Consider the following 18,009-nt stretch of genomic DNA (forward strand, 5'->3'; position numbering starts at 1 on the left):
GTTATTCATCCTCTCCTTCCATGCCGTGCTGCGGATTATCCCGGTAGCGGCAGATGTCCCGGGCCGGGCAATAGTCCGGGCACTTGCCGTCTGCCGGCCTGGCCGGAAACTCTCCTGCACCAATGCCGAATGCTGCATTTTGAATCACAGTATCAAGAGACGCCATCACAGCTTCAGCATCTGCGGCCGTCTTCCGCTTCTTGTCCATCGCCTTCACAGTACTCGTCCAGAATCCGCCCTTGCGGGTGCCCTGCTTCAGCGCCCCATACTGGGCTCCGGCAATTTTTTCCACCGGGACATTGTTTTCGGAAACCGCTTTCACATAAAGTGGGAGCTGCACAGCAAGACCATCTGTGATCTGCGCTTTTGAAGGCGGGTCCCCCGTTTTATAGTCCATCACAGCAAATACGCTCTGATCGGGGCTGGCATCGATTCGGTCCACCTGGCCGGATACAAAGACAGTCATATCCCCGGTTTTATAACAGAGTGCGTCCCATTCACTCCCCTTACGGCCAAAAGCTTTTTCCACGGCGTAAGGACGCAGGGCAAGCGGGTCATTTGCCTCATAGGCAATCTCTTTTTTCAGCCATCTGCTCAATTGATTTTCATACTGTTCTTTTAAGTGCCTGGTAAAGGGGGATACGGGCAGCTGCCCGTCGTTTTCCATTTCTTCATACACATCGAGGAAAGACTGTTTCAGTTCGCTTTGGAGACTATTTTCATCCGCCTGAGACAAGTCTTCCTGTAAATGCTTCCCCAAAAAACGCGCCAATGTACGGTGAAACAGGTTTCCTACGGCATCCGGTGTCGGGAGCGCACCGCGTTCTTCCGGCATGTCGAGACTCCAGACATAGCCTGCGAGGTAACGAAATGGGCAGGCAAGATACACGTCCAGTGCCGAAGCAGAAAGATGCAGTTCCTTCTCTTTGCGGTCGAGGCACCCGTTAAAAGGAGACTTGCCTTCCCAGCGATTGGCATTGTGCTGCTTTTTAGCAAAAAAGTCGGCACCACACCGGCTGCTTTCAGTCATCCACTCTTTTTCCTTCTCCCCCAGTTTCGGCTGTTCGGCAAGAAAATTCATGAGCTGCGCCTGACTTGCACACCCGGAAAGAGTACTCCGAACCGAATTGACCGAAAGGGAATCTTCATCAAAGAAGCGTGTCAGCAGCTCGATATAGGAAGAAGGGCCGCCGTCATCATCGGCATACCAGGAAAGCTGTACCTCTTTTTCGGCCATTGCCACGGCAGAGGCAAAGAAATAATGATCCTGCTCAAGGTCCTGAACGGCCAGTGTCAGCGGGATTCCGAGGCTTGTCAGTGTTCCCCGTTCCTTATCGTTATAAATCCAGTTTTCATGAGGAATATACGGGAAAAGCCCATCTCGAACGCCCATGATAAATACGTAGGGAATCGTCATTCCCTGTACGTCAGAGACTTCATTGACGCGGATTCCCTGGCTGTCACCGGGCGCAACAGGCAATGTCGTTCCTCTCAGGAAATCCTGCCAGAACTCGCGGACTTCTGCAGGAGAAACCTGTTCTCCCTCATGACCGCACTGGTTGAGCGTCGTTTCCAGTTGATCAAGGCAATTTCTGACAGTTTCCTCGGTCAGTGCCATGGACTTGACCTGCTGCAGCGTTGCCTTATGCGACTTATGCCATTCACCCCACGTCTTGGTAAGATTCCAGGCGTCGAGCTGTTCTGTGAAATAGTCACGCCACTCTTTTGGTAAGTGAGAAGTCGATACGAATCCCAGCAGCTCTTTCACATCGTGACTTTTCGGCAGATTTGAAACAAGATTAATCATCTGATTCACAGAAGCCACATATTTCGTATAAAGGAGCTCATCGACGGCCTCGCGGGGAACACCCCAGACAAACTCTGCAAGAGGAGCACGGAACAAAGCTTTATAAGTCTCCAGGTCATCATGGTTCAGTGCTGCCGCAAAAAGTTTGGAAAGAAAGTCGCAGAGAGGCTGACCAGCCATATCGGTCTGATTCGTCAAGGTAGTCGGAATGCCATACTCATCAAAATAGCGGCGGAGGCCAGGGTAATCACTCATATTCCGTAAAAGGAGCATCATATCCTGCGGCTTGACTCCGGCCCTTAATTTGGCTTTTACCGCAGTGAGGACACCGCGGATTTCAGCCTCGGCACTCGGTGCTTCCCAAAGGGAAACATGCTGCGCCGGGCAGCCTGCCTTCTGCCCGCTTTGCCAATACTCACAAAATGCAGTAAGATCCTTTTCTCTCTTTCTCGCCGCAGGCACGACTTTAAGTTCAAATCCGAGACCCAAAAGAGCTTCTTCCAAATGGCTCGTCGCTGCACTGAGTTCAGGCCGATTGGCATCATAAAAAATCCCAAACGAGATATCACAGTAAGCGGCAAGCTTCTCGATCAGTTTAAGCTGCAGTCCGTTCAAGCGGTTAAATTCGCTGAAATAAAGGTGCTGCCAGGGTAATTTCAGTTCTCCGTCCTGCAAAGCTTCAACAGCAGCTTCATAAAGTCCCTGCAAGTCACACATTCTTTGGGATTGCAGCAGCGCCTGATAAGTCGTAAAGAAGAGTGCCAGTTCCTTATCCTTCTGCCGCTGCACTTCCGTCCTGTCTTCCCAGGACAAAACGACATGGCTCCATTCTTCCGGCGAGACACCCTGCTTTTCCAGTTCTTCAATGAAACGCAGGAGGCTGTCCCGGAAACCTTTTTTATCGGCCAGCTTCTGAAAGTATTCCAGCTTTCCCTTCTGATTCAGATAAGCGATGCACTGTTCGAGTAATTTGGTCTGAGTATAGCGGGAAATCAACGTGACATCCGGGGCTTTTCCGCTCATCTCCAGAATGGCCCGGGGCAGCACATCGATGGATGCGGTTCTTACCAGGCCGGTATGACCAACGACGCGCCGAAAGAATTTATTAGGGACAAGGAAAAGAGCCTTCCCGTATTCAAATCCGGAGGCTTCCTGAATGAATGAATCCCGCATTGATTCTCCCAGAGCCGTAGTATAAAGATAGTGCTTATATGGCATGCTTCTGACTCCTTTCAATCAGAGAATTAAAAAGGCGGGCCAGCGCCCGCCCTTTTTATCAATCCGCCGTCTCCGGCTGTTTTTCTGCCTCATCCGCAGCAGGCTTGTTATGATAAAGCTTTGCCACGATGACATCAACATGGTCGACATAAAAATCGGTCAAGGCCACCACTTCTTTGACAATGGCTTCCCGCAGTGTTTCAATGACGTCCGAAACGGCAACACCGTATTCCACGGAAACGCGCACTTCAAAAGAAACATGTCCTTTCGTAACCGTTCCGTTTTCATCGACAAAAGCGTCCGTCTTCGTGACGCTGACGGGCGGAATCACTTTATCCGTTACTCTTTTAGCCAGGGAAAATAAGGATCCTCCCTCGCTTTGTGCAAAGGTTACGTGCTCAATCTTTTCCGACGCTACTTTTACAATTTCAACAAACACTTCATCGCTGATAATGGTCTTGCCCTGAATCATGAGAATCCCTCCCTTAAATAAAAAGCCGGCAGCAGCGAACCTTATGAAGATTCGCCCTGCCGGGCAACCTTTTTCCTTATTGTAACATATCAAAGAACCACGTACAATTAGCTATCCCAAAAAATACCCACCATGCGATTACAATCAGTCGCGGAATTCAACTTTCAGATGCTGGCGGTCAGGCAGCTTGTGGTATTTGTATTTTGGATAGCCGACGAGCAGACAGCCCACGGCAATCTGTTTAGCCGGAATGTCGAGGAGTTCGCGGAGCGGCTTATAATCCATCTGTGCACAAGTTTCAATGAAACCCATAATGGTCGTGCCGAGACCCAGTGTCGGTGCATACAGTTCAATGTAAGCCAGGGCCTGCTCACTGTTGCTGATAGCCGTAACATTCAGACGGCGGGTCAGTACAAAGACGAGCTGTTTGGCATTACGCCCGATGATATCAATACCGCGGTCACGGTAGATATGAAGAATTTTCATGAAATAACGGCGGCGCGGCGACTTATTGTCGATTTCTTCCTGCATCCAGTCTGCCACACAATCCGTAATTTTTTTGATAGTTTCACGATTATTGATGACAAGATAATACAATCCCTGGGAATTAGCTGCCGTTGGAGCATAGCGAGCCACTTCCAGCAGTTCCTTCATCTTTTCATCCGAAACCATTTCATCGGTAAAGTTACGGATACTCCGTCTCATCCGCATAAACTGAAAAGCCGTCTTGGAATCCAGCATTGGCATCGTAATCGGATCCATTTCTGCAGACGGGCAGCGGGAATTTTCCAGTGCACCGACCGGGCAGACGGAAACGCAGTGGCCGCAGGACATGCAGGACAAGTCGTTAATGCAGACGGGCCCGTTTTCTCCCATTTCAAGGATGCAACTGGGGCAAACCTTGGCACAAGTTCCGCATTTTACACATTTACTCTGATCAATCGTGATAATTCCAGCCAAAAGTAACACCTCAACATGTTCTGCCGCTGGACACGGCATATCCAAAAAAAGCCGGACTCCCGTCCGGCCTGTTCTTAAATTGGCTCCCCGAGTAAGACTCGAACTTACAACAACTCGATTAACAGTCGAGTGCTCTACCGATTGAGCTATCGGGGAATCTTTCGTCAACGCTGATTATTCTACACTAGACAGGAAAAAATGTCAAGTTTTTTGGTTTATGATTTTAAACAAAAATTTTCCATGTCTCTGCTCGGCTTATTTGATTTGCTGTTCCCTGCTAAAAAGGAGTGCCAGCAACCTAAAACCGGTTTGACACTCCCTGATAAGTACTTGCCTTATTTTCCTGTAAATTCCTTTCTTGCTTCAACGACCTCCCCGATATGCTCAGCCACAGTCGTACAGCAGCCGCCGACAGCCGATGCACCGGCTTTCATATAAGCCAGGGCATATTCCTTGAAGCTGCGGCTATCCGGGCTGCCGTGCCAGGTTTTCGTCACAGGGTCATAGATTTCCCCGCTGTTGGGGTACACGAATATCGGCAGTGTTGTGCCCTTACGAAGTTCTTTGACGAGCCCTTCCATATATTCGGGCTTGGAGCAGTTGGCACCCATCGCTTCCAGATGCAGATACCCCTCCTTAAATGCGCATGCACAATCAACAATAGCATCGCCTTCATTGATATGAGCAGCGTCCTTGCAGGAATAGCTGATCCAGTACGTGGCTCCCAATTTTTCGGCAATCTCCGCTTCAATCTTTGACTCAGCAAGGGACGGCTGCGTTTCAAAAAGGAGCACGTCCGCGCCGGCCTGCCAAAGAAGCTCCGCTCTCCTGGCATGAAAATCATATAAAGTCTGGTCAGACACACCGTAATGGCCTTTATATTCTGAGCCGTCCGCCAGGTAGGCACCATAAGGCCCGATACCGGCAAGGCAAAGCGGATAAGCTCTGCCGGCAGATTTACCTTCTTTTTCCCACCATTCATCGCGGGTTTCCAGGAAAAGTTTGACAGAACGTACAATCAGATCTTCCGCTTCTTTTTCCGAGTAGCCTCCTGCCATGAGCCCCGGAATCGTAGCCTGATAACTGCAGGTAATGTGGGCATCAGCCCCGGCACGCAAATACATCAGATGAACCTGCTTTACGAGTTCCGGCTGTTCGGCCAGTACTTTGGCGGTCCACAATTTATCATTCAAATTGGCTCCCAGCTGTTCGAGCGCCGTACCCATGGATCCATCAATTACACAAATTTTATTTTTTTGCAAAATATCCTTTAAAGAAGCTTTCACCATTAATTACTTCCTTTCTCAATTTCAGTGCCATAAGACACTACAGGAGGATTTTCACCGCGCTCCTTTGCCGGCAGATAGCGGAACCAGAAATCGCGGAAAAGGCGCATAATTTCTCCCTGCTGCGTATAAATAAAGAGCAGTGTAAAGAAGACATAAATTGCAGATAAAATATCCGTCATGGCCCAGAGAGCGTCAGCCTTCACATCGTACATAATGACGCAGGGAATCATATAATAAAGCATGTAGATTTTCGTAGCGAGCCGGTTGCGCTTCGTGTCTCCGAACGCATAGTTGACAGACTTTTCACAGCTGTAATACATACCCACTATTGTCGTCCAGGCAAAGATGGTAATGGCAATTGCCATGAACCAGGCGCCGAATTGACCATAAGCTTCACGGAAAGCAACGGTCGTAAGACGTGCGCTGTCAACGCCCGGATAATCTATATAGACATTCGTCAGGATGATTGACAGGGCTGTAACGGAGCAGACTACAATCGTGTCCAGAAAGACTTCTCCCCAGCCCCAGGAGGCCTGACGCACGGGGTGATCCGTCTTGGCGGAAGCATGCGCAATAATGCCATAGCCCGTGCCGGCATCATTGGAGTAAAGACCGCGGGCAATCCCGTAGCGGAGTGCATCCTTTACCGTTGCCCCTGCAAAGCCGCCAACCGCGGCCATGGGCGAAAATGCGCTTTTGATAATGAGTCCGAAGGCAGCAGGCACTTCTGTCAGATGCTGCAGCAAAATGCCAAGTCCGCCCAGGATATAAAGCAGCGCCATAAAAGGAACGACTTTTTCCATGACGGAAGAAATACGTTTCAGGCCGCCAAAAATCGTCACGAAACAAGTAATGCCAAGGAAAGCAACCGTAATCCGTGAATCCATACCAAAGCCTTCCTTCATGGCACCGACTACGGACTCTGTCTGTACGCAGTCAGTCCAGGGGCCAAGCATGAAGCAGGCCACAGCGAGAACGACAGCACCTTTGGCCCATCCCAGAGCGTTTTTCATGACAAAAGAACGGTCGCACATGTATTCATCCATGGATTTTGAGTATTTCACACGGAAGCGCTGTCCCAAAATGATTTCGCAGGCCTTAGTCGACATTCCGAGAAGCCCGGAAACCCACATCCAGAACACAGCGCCCGGACCGCCGGAAACAATAGCTGTAGCTACGCCGCCGATATTTCCGACACCGATGGTATTGGCCATAGCTGTGCAGGCAGCGGCAAACCCCGATACAGTGCCGCGCCCTTCCCCTTTTTGAAACATTCGGCCAAAAGTATTTCTGAAATTAAATCCGATTTTACGGAAATTATAGCGAAAACCAAAACGGACACTGAGATACAGCCCTGTCCCCACAAGAATGACGACCATGGGCGTGCCCCACAGGGCATCAGAAATAGACGTCAGAATCGATAACAGCAATGCAATTCCCCCAATCAAATATCAATTGCTAATGATTGAGATTGTAACAAGTTATAGTTCAATAGTCAACTAAAAGATTACATTTGTATATAGCAGTCCCTTGAATAGATTTTTTTGATTGTTCAGGACGTATTAGCTACGCGGAGATGATGATTGTCTTCCATACCTCCTGAAAGGCGTGCAAATAGCGTAAAAATCTTTTTTAGGGAAGTAGTTAGTACAAGCAGATGGTTGGTCAAAACACAAGGCAGATAGCTGTTAGCAGTTAGCCGATAGCTGCAGATAGCAGTAGAGAAATTTTTTAATTTTGTTTTCATGAACGGAAGACAAAAAAGGGCCTGTGAAATATGAAACCATTTTCCAGCGACCCTTTTAGTGCTTTCCTCCCCACTTCGTGGTCCTTCCGACTGCGTGGAAGGAGGTGGCAGAGGAATGCCAAACCTAACGGTTTGGTCTATAAAAAACTGTCAATTGCCTCTGCAAAGACAATTGACAGTGCTGTTATCTCAGGTCGTGCGAATCAGGATCTTAATATTTTCTTTTTTATATTCATTAAATATTGCTTTGATGAACTGATGCTTCAGCTTCGGTTCATCGATGATATTTTTGATGCGAAGCACTACGTTAAAAGAAATTCCGTAGTCACCCATTTTGTCATAGCGAACAGCCGGCTGAAATCCTTTGACACCATATTGACTGCGCTCGAGGATGGTCTGCGCAACACGTACAGTAACTTCTTCTACATGCTGCAGGTCATTGTCATAGGTAATGGTAATAGGTATCAGCATTGTGCATTCTGCCTGAGGCTGCTCGTAGTTGGTAATCACTGAAGCCGCAATATTTTTATTCGGGACTATAATCATATTCCCAGTGCTGGTCCGGATGGTCGTATTACGCCAGTTCATATCTACCACGCGTCCTGCCTGCCCGGTAGCAAGGCTGATATAGTCCCCCATGCGAACCTGGTGAGATACAATGGTCGTAATACCGGAGAACAAGTTAGCCAAAGTGTCCTGCAAAGCCAGAGCGGAAGCAAGACCGCCGGCGCCAAGTGCTGTGAGGAGCGGGGAAATAGAGATACCGTAGGAATTGAGCAGAACCACGAAGCCCGCCATATAAACAGCAAGATCAATAACCGTCGTCAAAATGGACATGGACGACGATTCACTTTCACTGCGCGACAAGCGCGATTTAATAAGAGAAGAACACAAATGGGCACAGAAAAACGTAACCGTAAACACGACAAGTCCGTGAAAGTTTTTATTCAGGAGGTCGGTGATAAACGGAGGTACATTCACGAACCTCTCGGTCATCTTAAAACCTGCCAGAAGTCCCAGAAGTACGTCCATAAACTTAAACGTCGAACGCCACGTAGAAGTCCTTGAATGTGTAATCTTAGCAAGAAGTTTAATCAAAAACTTGAATCCCCAGTGAAAAATAACGACACCGAGAATTTCAAACAGAACAAAAGCAATAAAATGAACATGAGGGCCCCCATGCTGCAGCTCTCCAATGAATCTATCTTTATCGAAATCCATAATTGCCCCCATACTAAAAATTTGAAAGAATCTTACTCTCAATAAATGAAAATATCATGAAAAGTTCATAAAATTGACATCAGCGCTCCGGCGTCAGTGTTTCGCCTCATAAGCTTCGAGATCCCTGAACCATTGATTAACGTCGCACGGCTTTTGGTCAGACTCCCGGTGCATCAAAAGGTCCAGCAAATAATAAGACTTCTTACCCGAAAGTGCCAGTATTTTCATACAGGTCACACAATAGGTCAGTACCTCATCAAGAGGCAGACTGTCAGCACTTACCTGCATCGCCCGGCGAATGACTGCCGGATTCCCGCTGTCAAAGGCACGATTTCCGCAGCAAAGAGATTTTTCTCTTGCCCAGGCGGATTCCACGACGGTAATATGCATCTTTTGCAGCAAACTGCGGACTGTATTGTAATATTCAGTTCGTCCCCGAACCCGGCATGAGTCGTGAATTGTCACGGTAAGGCCGCTGTAATCCGGGAAAGGAAAATCATTAAATGTGTCAATAAGATGGTAAATAGAAATTGTCGAAACACCTTCATAAAGCTCCCGCCATCTCATATCGCAGCCGGGACACACATTGATGATTATGGATTCCCTCGGCAGCTTCGGATCTTTGCGGCAGCAGAGTGTATGATGTTTTAAGTGCGGGAAATGAGCCTTAAGGTATGAAAAAAGTGGTTTTTCATACTCCGGACGATATAGTGACAGTGCGCAGCTCATATTAAAGTATAAATTTTCCGCCATAGGATCAATTTTCATGATAAGCTCCTTTGCGTCGCAAATTCGGTCAAAGCGGTTGCCCCGAGAATCAGGATACCGCCCGCGATAATTTCAAGAGTCAGCGGCTCATGGAGAGCCAGCGCAGAAAGTAAAACAGCCAGAATGGGATCAATATAGGTATAAATGGCAACTGTCTGTGCCGGCAAGTACGGCATTGAGCCGAAAAAAAGGGCATACGTAAATCCGGTTACAAACAGGCTCAAAATCATGAGCAGCAAAAACTGAAAAGGCGTACAGCTAAGGGCCCACCAGGCTTCATTGCCAAGAATATAGACGGCAAGAACTACGGCCGCAGAAGCAAGCTGCCCGATGGTTGATTCGAAGGCAGACAGATTTTGAAGCTTCTTGTTGCAGATCAGCACGCCTGCATATAGTACCGCTGCCAAAAGACCATACATGACGCCCAGCGGATTGACGACGCCCTGGTTCTGCAGCAGCCCGGAAACAAGTACGGTACCGGCAAAGGCCATGGCTACCGCCAAAATCTTGACAGGGCCTAACTTTTCCTGAAACAGAAACGGGGACAGGAGCACCACGAAAATCGGGGCCATGTAATAGCAGATGGAGGCGACGGCCACTGTCGTATATTTAAAAGAGGTAAATAGAAAGATCCAATTGAAACCCAGGAGAGCACCGCTCAGCACGAGAAGTTTGGCATTCTTACGCAGCTGCTCCCGGGAAAGCGGAATACGCCGCAGCCGCGTGATAACGTAGAGAAACAGCCCGCCGAACAGGGCTCGGGAAAAAGCAATCACACTGGAGGGCAGCGGAATGTAATGGACCAGGATTCCTACACTGCCAAAAATAACCATCGAAAAAATAAGGGCCGCTTTGGCCTTTCTGACGGTTTGCTGATTCACGTTACGGTTCATTTTCCATTTCACCTGTCCATGCACTTTTTACATTGCTTCTATTTTAATGGGAAAAACAAAAATTTCAAGTATTTTTGATAGGGTTAATTACCTGGAAAGTTCAATTCTTCTTTCCGGCTCCTTTTTCAGCAAAAAACACCATTGGAACTTTCCGTCCCAATGGTGTTTTGAGGAAAGATGAATGCACTTTAAAAATCCGCCAATAAAAATGCCTGCACGATTGCACTAATCCACTCTCACGCTTTGATGGAATGGAGCAGTCTGATGAATTCCGGATCAAAGTGATTCACAATTTCACTGTGGCCGATATCAAGTGCGGCGATTTTTTTCATATCGTCTGCATCGAGGGAAAAATCCCAGATATCGAAGTTCTGTGCCATCCGATCCTTATGGATTGATTTAGGAATCACGGAAACACCGCGTTCGATGTTCCAGCGCAAAGCCACCTGAGCCGCGCTCTTACCGTATTTTTTACCGATTTCCGTAAGTACGGGATGCGTAAAAATCCTATGCTTACCTTCGGCAAAAGGACCCCATGCCTGCGGCACCACGCCGTATTCCTTCATTGTCTTGAGATTCAGCGGCTGCTGGAAGAACGGATGAAGTTCAACCTGGTTGAGCATCGGTTTTTCCTCCACGGTTTCACAAATATCCGTCAGTACATGAGGATAGCAGTTAGCCATGCCGATAGCTCTGACTTTCCCTGCCTTGTAAGCTTCTTCCAATGCTCTCCAGGCCCCAATGTAATCTCCCATGGGCTGATGAAGCAATACCAAATCAAGATAGTTGAACCCAAGTTCTGTTAAGATACGGTCAACGGCCTTGCCGCATTTTTCATAGGAATTATCCTGAACCCAGACCTTGCTCGTGACAAATATTTCTTCACGTTTCAGCCCGGACTCCCGGACAGCATCGCCGACCGCCTTCTGGTTACCATATGCCTGTGCGGTATCAATCAACCGGTAGCCCACGGAAAGTGCGTCTTTCACTGCTTTTTTGCATACGTCGTAATCAGGAACCTGATACACACCAAAGCCTTCCTGGGGCATCTTTACTCCATTTCTAAACGTCAAATATTCCATCGTGCTGCCTCCTCTTATTCCTGTCCGTCAAAATCCAGATCCATGTCCGCATATTTTTGGACTATCTCCGGCGTTGCATAATAATATCTCTTGTTCTTATTGACACTGGCAATAGCCTTCATATCTGCTTCGGTCAGTTTAAAATCAAAGAGGTCAAAGTTGGCACGAATATGTTCCGGATTTTTGGAGCCGGGGAACACCACGTCGCCCATCTGAATGTGCCAGCGCAGAATGATCTGAGCCGGCGTCTTGCCGTACTTCTTGCCAAGTTCGGCAAAAACGGGCTCCGACAGCAGCGCTGTGTCACCATGTCCCAGCGGATACCACGCCATCATACCGATACCGTAAGGAGCCAGTTTTTTCTTCAGTTCGGTTTCCGGGAAATAAGGATGTGCCTCTACCTGCACCATCTGCGGTTTGATTTCCATTTCATCCAGTGCTTCCTGCAGCATATCATCCGGAAAATTTGAAAGACCGATTGCCTTGATTTTGCCTTCTTTGTACGCTTTTTCCAGCTGACGGTAACCGGCTTTCCAGTTCTTCGTCGGCTGATGGAGGAACATCAGATCCACATAGTCCGTATCAAGACGACGCAGGGTGTCATCGACAGCCGTATCCGAATCATAAACGGTCGGCCACAATTTAGATACGAGGAAAATATCGCTGCGCTTTACGCCGCTGGCCTTTATGGCACGGCCTACCGCTTTTTCATTCAGGTACGCATTGGCCGTATCAATCAGGCGGACGCCATCCTTCAGTGCCGTTTTAACAGAAGCTTCCGCTTCAGCGGGGCTGAATAAAAACACACCGATCCCAGCCATTGGCATTTTGATTCCGTTGTTCATAACAAAATATTCCATCTGTCATACCTCCCTGATTTATTTCTTATGCGATTTCGCTTTTAATTATCGTTTTCACGTATACTTTACCGAAAAATTTCTTTCTTGTACAAGGCTTTTGAATCATATATACTATTACTGACATGCATAATAAGAGGGAGGTATCTCCGTGCGGATTGAAACTTATCTGTTAGAACAGCTCAGCGCGTTCCGCAAAGCCGGTACCATATCCGGTGCGGCCGAAGCACTTCATATGTCACAGCCCGCTCTTTCCCGTTCCATGCAAAAACTGGAGAAGATGCTGGGCGTCACCTTGTTTGTGCATCAAAAAAACAGGCTATATCTGACGGAAATAGGGAATCTGGCTGCCGATTATGCCGACCGCATTCTCCGTGACCAGGACGAAATGATAGAGACACTGCTGGCCCGGGACGGCATGCTGCGCACGATTTCCATCGGTTCCTGTGCTCCGGGGCCGCTGCTTGCTTATACTTACTCCCTGCCTTCCTTTTTCCCGGGAAGGACGATTGCTACGGAAATGAATAAGGATGAAGACCAGCTCATAGAAAAACTGAAACGCGGCCATTTTAATTTGATTTTTCTTTCCCATGCGGTCGATATACAAGACTTTTGCTGCGTCCCCTGCGGTACAGAGCATCTTTTTATCAACGTAATTCCGGCCCATCCGGCTGCCCTTTTTAAAGATAAAGGTGTCACTTTTGCCGAGATGGATGGAGAGACGTTCCTCATGAATGCCAGCATCGGTGTCTGGGAAGATATTACACGGGAACACCTTCCTAATTCTCTTTTGGTACTCCAGGATAACATGGAATCCCTTTCAGCTGTGGTCAATACTTCCACTCTGCCTTCATTTACTACAGACCTGGCACAGCGTGTCTTCAACGGCCGCTATAAAAACAGGATTGATGTGCCCTTTAACGACCCGGAGGCAACGCTTTCTTTTTATGCCATCTTCCCTAAAAAGAGCAGGAAAAACTGGACGAACTGGATTGAGCATATCAAAGAGGAGTGGAAAAATCGGACGGAGTAAAAAATCCGCAGCCCGCCACACCAACCTGCCATCAGCCGCCCGCTGCTGATGGCAAAATTGCCGCGGTAATTTTGCCATAAAATAACAAAAACAGCTGCAGCCAAAATATAACGGCTACAGCTGTTTTATTATTCTCGAACAAAAAGCTTGTACCATGCCAAGCTAAAAGCTGAACGCTAAATGCGATTTTTATCTCTATGCCATCAACTCACTAGATTATATCAACACCCTCCGCTGTCCGCCACTTTATTTCTCAAGCAGCTTTTTAGCATAGCGGACAGAAAGCAGACGCGGGGTCAGAAAACTGACAAAACGGCCTACCAGGACTGCAGAGCAAAGGGTACCGAAACCCAGCCCATTCAGGCGATGGAAAAAGATAAAAGAAGAAATAACGGCGAGCACCATGAGCGTTATATCGAAAAGAACCTTAACCTTACCAAATTCTTTCTTCGTAACGATAGCAATTGCTCTCACGATACCTTCGCCCGGCACCAAAAGTACGTCCGGTGCGACTTCCGTACAGATTCCGGCTGCAAGAACCACACATCCGACAAGAAGGGACAGCAGCCGGGCCCACAGACTGACAGGCTGCATCGGCGTCAATAAGTACATGCTCAAATCAATAAAAGAGCTGAAGATAAAATTCACAACGATCTGCAAATATTGGACCGGCTTGAAGTCATCTTTCAGCAGCACTTTCTGAATCAGGATAAAAATCATATTCAAGATAAAAGTCATCATGCCGAAAGTCAGATTCGTAAAATACAAGCTATAGACGTAAGGGACGCTGGAAATAGGCGAAGTACCTAGATTACTTTTGGTAATAAAAGCGATACCAAATGAATTAATGAAGAGGCCGGATAAGAAAATCAGGTTCCGCTGTAATAATTTACTCATTTTCTGCCTCCATATTCCGGTTTACTTTTTCCAAAAGACGCAGAAAAAGTTTCCTTTCTTCTTCCGTCATGCCCCGAAAAATAGCGGCGTCAACCTGCTTTCCGCACTCAGCTACCGCCTGGGCAATCTTTCTTCCTTCTGCAGTCAGAAAAATCCGAACCGACCGGTGGTCTTCTTCATGTACTTCCCGGCGCATCAAGCCGCGTGCTTCCAATTTTTTCAGTAAACTGGTCACTGTCGACTGATCCAGGACGCAACGCTTCCCAATAACTTTCGGCGTCAGCCCATCCTCTGCGAGTAGTGTTTCGAGAATCTTTGGCTGACCGGGAAATAACCCAAGCTTTGCTACAGCCTTCTGCATCAAGCGGTTGCTGCCATGAAAGGCAGTCATTAACGTAAAATGAACATGTGAATGTTCCATAGTGATTCCTTCTTCCATAAATTACTTTGAATTCAAAGTAATTTGTTATACTTTAACTCTTTTTCCACTTTCTGTCAAACAAAAAAATTCATATCTATGTCCGAAAACCGCGAGATTTTTATGTTTCAACATGCTATAGTATCGTCAAGAGGTGAAAATAAATGCTGCCCAACCAAAAAGAAGCCTGTTATGAAGCGTTCCGCTCAAAAGATGCCCGTTTTGACGGCCGTCTCTTTGTCGGAGTCAGTTCTACTGGAATTTACTGCCGTCCTGTCTGCCCGGCACGAGTACCTAAGATTGAAAACTGTACTTTCTTCACAAGCGCTGCCGAAGCGGAAAAAGCAGGCTATCGCCCCTGCCTGCTCTGCCGGCCCGAACTGGCACCCGGTCAGGCCCCGATGGACGCATCCCATGTACTTGCCCGAAAAGCAGCCCGTATGCTGGAAGAAAACTGCAGCGGCGGTATGAGTCTTGCGGAAGCAGCAACTTATCTCGGGTGCAGCGACCGTCATTTACGGCGCGTATTTCAGGAAGAATTCCATGTGACACCCGTGGCCTACACGGAAACCTGCCGTCTGCTCCTTGCCAAGAATCTGCTGACGGACACAGCGCTTTCCGTGATGGATGTAGCTATGGCTGCCGGGTTTGGAAGTGCCCGCCGCATGAATGAATTATTTAAAAAGAGATACCATCTGACCCCTACCCAGCTTCGCCGCAAAGCCGCGGGAAAAGCAGTCGACCAGGAAATTTCTCTGGATATCGGCTACCGGGTTCCCTATTGCTGGGATGAAATCCATGATTTCCTGGCAGGACGTGCCATTGCAGGCGTAGAGACTGCCGATGAAACAAGTTATGCCCGGACAGTTTCCCTTACGAGCCGATCAGGAAAGGAAGTCACGGGATGGATGCGCGTCCAAAATGATGCTAAAAAGCACTGTCTCCGCGTAACCTTAGCCGAATCACTGATTCCGGTTCTCTCCCAGGTACTTGCCGGGGTACGCCGCGTCTTTGATCTGTACTGTGACCCGGAAATCGTCTATGAAAAATTAAAAATCATGAATGAGCTGCACCCGGGTCTTGCAAGACCCGGCATGCGGATTCCGGGCGCCTTCGTACCTTTTGAGACAGCAGTACGAGCTATACTGGGGCAGCAAATCACAGTCAAAGCGGCCGGGACGCTCGCCGGACGCATCGCGGCAAAATTTGGGAAACCGATAGAGACAGGAGTGGAAGGCCTGAACCGGATTTTTCCGACCCCGGCAGTATTACTCTCCATGAAAGATTCACTCGAAGATGAATTCGGAAAACTTGGCATTATCGCCAGCCGTTCCCGCACTATCTTATCCCTTGCCGAAGCAGTTCAGTCAGGAGAGATTCGGCTCGATTCCATTGCCGATGCAGAAATGGAAATGGCTAAACTGAAAAAAATCAAAGGCATTGGCAATTGGAGTGCGCAGTATATTGCAATGCGGACAATGGCTTACCCTGATGCTTTTTTGGAAACCGATATCGGTATTAAACGGGCCCTGCCGGACCTTAGTCCTAAAAAGCGTCTGGAACTGGCAGAAGCATGGCGGCCCTGGCGCAGTTATGCCGTTATTAATTTATGGAACAGGAAAAAGGAGTAACTCATGATTTATACAACTACGTATCACTCCCCCATCGGTTTATTGACACTGGCAGCCGACGATAAAGGAATCTGCGGTTTGTGGATTGAAAATCAGAAATATTTTGCCAATGAACTTCCGCAGGAAACCAAAAGAGGAAATAGTTTTCCTATTCTCAAAGCGGCAAAATCCTGGCTGGACAGGTATTTTAAAGGCGAAAAGCCACTCCCTCAAGAGCTGCCTCTTAATCCGTCAGGCAGTCCGTTTCGTCAGGCGGTCTGGCAGATTCTCTGCACGATTCCTTATGGTCAGACGATGACTTATGGAGAAATTGCAGAGCGGCTTACTGCAAAATTTTCTGGTAAAAAAGCAAGTGCCCGGGCGGTCGGAGGGGCTGTCGGACATAACCCAATTTCCATCATTATCCCCTGTCATCGAGTTGTCGGCGCAAATTGCAATCTTACAGGGTACGCCGGCGGTATCCAGAATAAGATTAAGCTGCTGAAACATGAAGGTGTGAATATGGATAAGTTTTGGATTCCGAAGAAGGGAACAGCGCTGTAAGGAAGGGCCAATTTCAACGACCGGCTGAAGCGCCGCAAAAAAAGAGGCGAAAATAATATCCTCCAAAAACAAAAGATGAGCTTTGAGGAAATACATCAAGTAACTCTTCAAAGCCCATCTTTGATTTTACCAAACAAGTTTATTGCTATGCTGCAGAGGGGGAGTTAAAAGCTATATGCAAAAGGCCAAAAGCGCCTTTAATCTTTTTTACTTTCTGCAATACAGTACTTTGGATGGAAGCTGAGCGAGGACAATACCGACGGCCATCAGGACAGCTCCTGTCATTTCCCGGCCAGACATAACTTCACCGAGAAACAGCCATGCGCTCAAAACGCCAAAGATTGTTTCCATACTGAGAATCAGCGATGATTCGGCAGGCGGTACGTCACGCTGCCCGATCATTTGGAAGGAATAAGCCAGTCCCCCGCCGATGCAGCCGCAGTACAAGATAGGTACAAAGGCCGCCGAAAGTACTTCTCCATTAATCACTTCTCCCGAGATTAAAGCCAGAACAAGGTTATAGATCCCACCAAAGAAAAATTCCCAGGCAATAAACCGGAACCCAGGATAATACACAGAAATCCGACCGATGACAATAATATATACCGACCATATGACCGAACAGATTCCAATGAGAATATCGCCCCGGTTCAGGGCCCCGCCGTCTTCAGGATAGGCCAGCAGGAAAAGTCCGATAACCGCAAAAATCGATCCAGCAAGAGCCGAGCGATAAAGCGGTTTTCCCATAAGACAGGAAAGAAAAGGCACCATGACAATATAAAGACTGGTAATGAACCCTGCCTTCCCTGCTGTTGTATAGAAGATTCCCATTTGCTGAAATCCGGTTCCTCCGGTTAGAAGCAGTGCCATGAGAGCAGACGCTGCCCAGAGAGGTAAGGGAGCCTTGCGCTGTACCGCAGATCCTGTTGTATAACGTTTCTCCCAATAAACCAGCGGAAGCAGTGTCAGCATGCCCAGAAAATAACGTGCTGACAAAAAGGTAAACCCTCCGATGAGGCTCGTACTGACCCTCTGAGCCACCAGGGTTCCGCCCCAGAAAAGAGCCGCCATGAGTAACAGGAATCTTGCTTTCATCATCATCTCTCCAATAAAGTAGAATTACATTTGCGCATAACTGTATCCATTCTACTCTAAATCAGTTAATTTGGCTAG

Annotated in this window: 16 protein-coding genes and 1 tRNA gene; 3 read left to right on the forward strand and 14 right to left on the reverse strand. The window is 47.9% G+C overall.

Annotated features, from left to right (window positions below; translation table 11 throughout):
• Window position 1: 1 nt before the first annotated feature.
• From LKE33_10750 to LKE33_10800, 11 genes are all read right to left on the reverse strand, one after another.
• Complete coding sequence (locus LKE33_10750; protein MCH3951397.1) at window positions 2–3,025, reverse strand: PD-(D/E)XK nuclease family protein; 3,024 nt, start codon at window positions 3,023–3,025, stop codon at window positions 2–4.
• A 58-nt stretch (window positions 3,026–3,083) separates the two neighbouring features.
• On the reverse strand, window positions 3,084–3,497 hold the full coding sequence (locus LKE33_10755) for an Asp23/Gls24 family envelope stress response protein (protein MCH3951398.1): 414 nt from the start codon (window positions 3,495–3,497) through the stop codon (window positions 3,084–3,086).
• Window positions 3,498–3,641: 144 nt separating this feature from the next.
• Window positions 3,642–4,457 (reverse strand): nitroreductase family protein, encoded by an 816-nt coding sequence (locus LKE33_10760; protein MCH3951399.1) that lies wholly within the window; start codon window positions 4,455–4,457, stop codon window positions 3,642–3,644.
• Window positions 4,458–4,537: 80 nt separating this feature from the next.
• Window positions 4,538–4,613, reverse strand: a tRNA-Asn gene (locus tag LKE33_10765).
• Between the two features lie 179 nt (window positions 4,614–4,792).
• Window positions 4,793–5,746, reverse strand: a complete 954-nt coding sequence (gene mmuM, locus LKE33_10770) for a homocysteine S-methyltransferase (protein MCH3951400.1) — start codon at window positions 5,744–5,746, stop codon at window positions 4,793–4,795.
• Window positions 5,746–7,176 carry an amino acid carrier protein gene (locus tag LKE33_10775; protein MCH3951401.1) on the reverse strand — a complete coding sequence of 477 codons (1,431 nt, stop codon included), beginning with the start codon at window positions 7,174–7,176 and terminating at the stop codon, window positions 5,746–5,748. The genes mmuM and LKE33_10775 overlap by 1 nt, the downstream gene beginning before the upstream one ends.
• A gap of 506 nt (window positions 7,177–7,682) precedes the next feature.
• On the reverse strand, window positions 7,683–8,714 hold the full coding sequence (locus LKE33_10780; protein ID MCH3951402.1) for a mechanosensitive ion channel family protein: 1,032 nt from the start codon (window positions 8,712–8,714) through the stop codon (window positions 7,683–7,685).
• Between the two features lie 93 nt (window positions 8,715–8,807).
• Window positions 8,808–9,482, reverse strand: a complete 675-nt coding sequence (locus LKE33_10785; protein MCH3951403.1) for a (Fe-S)-binding protein — start codon at window positions 9,480–9,482, stop codon at window positions 8,808–8,810.
• Complete coding sequence (locus LKE33_10790) at window positions 9,479–10,375, reverse strand: DMT family transporter (protein MCH3951404.1); 897 nt, start codon at window positions 10,373–10,375, stop codon at window positions 9,479–9,481. The genes LKE33_10785 and LKE33_10790 overlap by 4 nt, the downstream gene beginning before the upstream one ends.
• Window positions 10,376–10,611: 236 nt before the next feature.
• Window positions 10,612–11,457: an aldo/keto reductase gene (locus tag LKE33_10795; protein ID MCH3951405.1), complete on the reverse strand. Its 846-nt coding sequence runs from the start codon at window positions 11,455–11,457 to the stop codon at window positions 10,612–10,614.
• Window positions 11,458–11,471: 14 nt separating this feature from the next.
• Window positions 11,472–12,317, reverse strand: coding sequence for an aldo/keto reductase (locus LKE33_10800; protein MCH3951406.1), 846 nt, complete (start codon window positions 12,315–12,317; stop codon window positions 11,472–11,474).
• 148 nt (window positions 12,318–12,465) lie between these two features.
• On the opposite strand from LKE33_10800, the gene LKE33_10805 reads away from it, so the two are divergent.
• Window positions 12,466–13,347, forward strand: a complete 882-nt coding sequence (locus LKE33_10805; GenBank protein MCH3951407.1) for a LysR family transcriptional regulator — start codon at window positions 12,466–12,468, stop codon at window positions 13,345–13,347.
• Between the two features lie 246 nt (window positions 13,348–13,593).
• Here the strand turns inward: LKE33_10805 and LKE33_10810 are convergent, their stop codons facing one another.
• Together LKE33_10810 and LKE33_10815 are read right to left on the reverse strand one after the other, a co-directional pair.
• Complete coding sequence (locus LKE33_10810) at window positions 13,594–14,244, reverse strand: DUF6198 family protein (protein ID MCH3951408.1); 651 nt, start codon at window positions 14,242–14,244, stop codon at window positions 13,594–13,596.
• On the reverse strand, window positions 14,237–14,665 hold the full coding sequence (locus LKE33_10815; GenBank protein ID MCH3951409.1) for a MarR family transcriptional regulator: 429 nt from the start codon (window positions 14,663–14,665) through the stop codon (window positions 14,237–14,239). Before LKE33_10815 ends, LKE33_10810 begins: the two co-directional genes overlap by 8 nt.
• Window positions 14,666–14,826: 161 nt before the next feature.
• Here LKE33_10815 and LKE33_10820 point away from each other — a divergent pair, with 161 nt between their 5' ends.
• Window positions 14,827–16,293 carry a helix-turn-helix domain-containing protein gene (locus LKE33_10820; protein MCH3951410.1) on the forward strand — a complete coding sequence of 489 codons (1,467 nt, stop codon included), beginning with the start codon at window positions 14,827–14,829 and terminating at the stop codon, window positions 16,291–16,293.
• A 3-nt stretch (window positions 16,294–16,296) separates the two neighbouring features.
• Window positions 16,297–16,836, forward strand: a complete 540-nt coding sequence (locus tag LKE33_10825; protein MCH3951411.1) for a methylated-DNA--[protein]-cysteine S-methyltransferase — start codon at window positions 16,297–16,299, stop codon at window positions 16,834–16,836.
• A gap of 207 nt (window positions 16,837–17,043) precedes the next feature.
• Here LKE33_10825 and LKE33_10830 read toward each other — a convergent pair whose 3' ends face one another.
• Window positions 17,044–17,934: a DMT family transporter gene (locus LKE33_10830; GenBank protein MCH3951412.1), complete on the reverse strand. Its 891-nt coding sequence runs from the start codon at window positions 17,932–17,934 to the stop codon at window positions 17,044–17,046.
• Between the last annotated feature and the right edge of the window lie 75 nt (window positions 17,935–18,009).

This window comes from Acidaminococcus sp. (assembly GCA_022482815.1).
Classification (GTDB): domain Bacteria; phylum Bacillota; class Negativicutes; order Acidaminococcales; family Acidaminococcaceae; genus Acidaminococcus.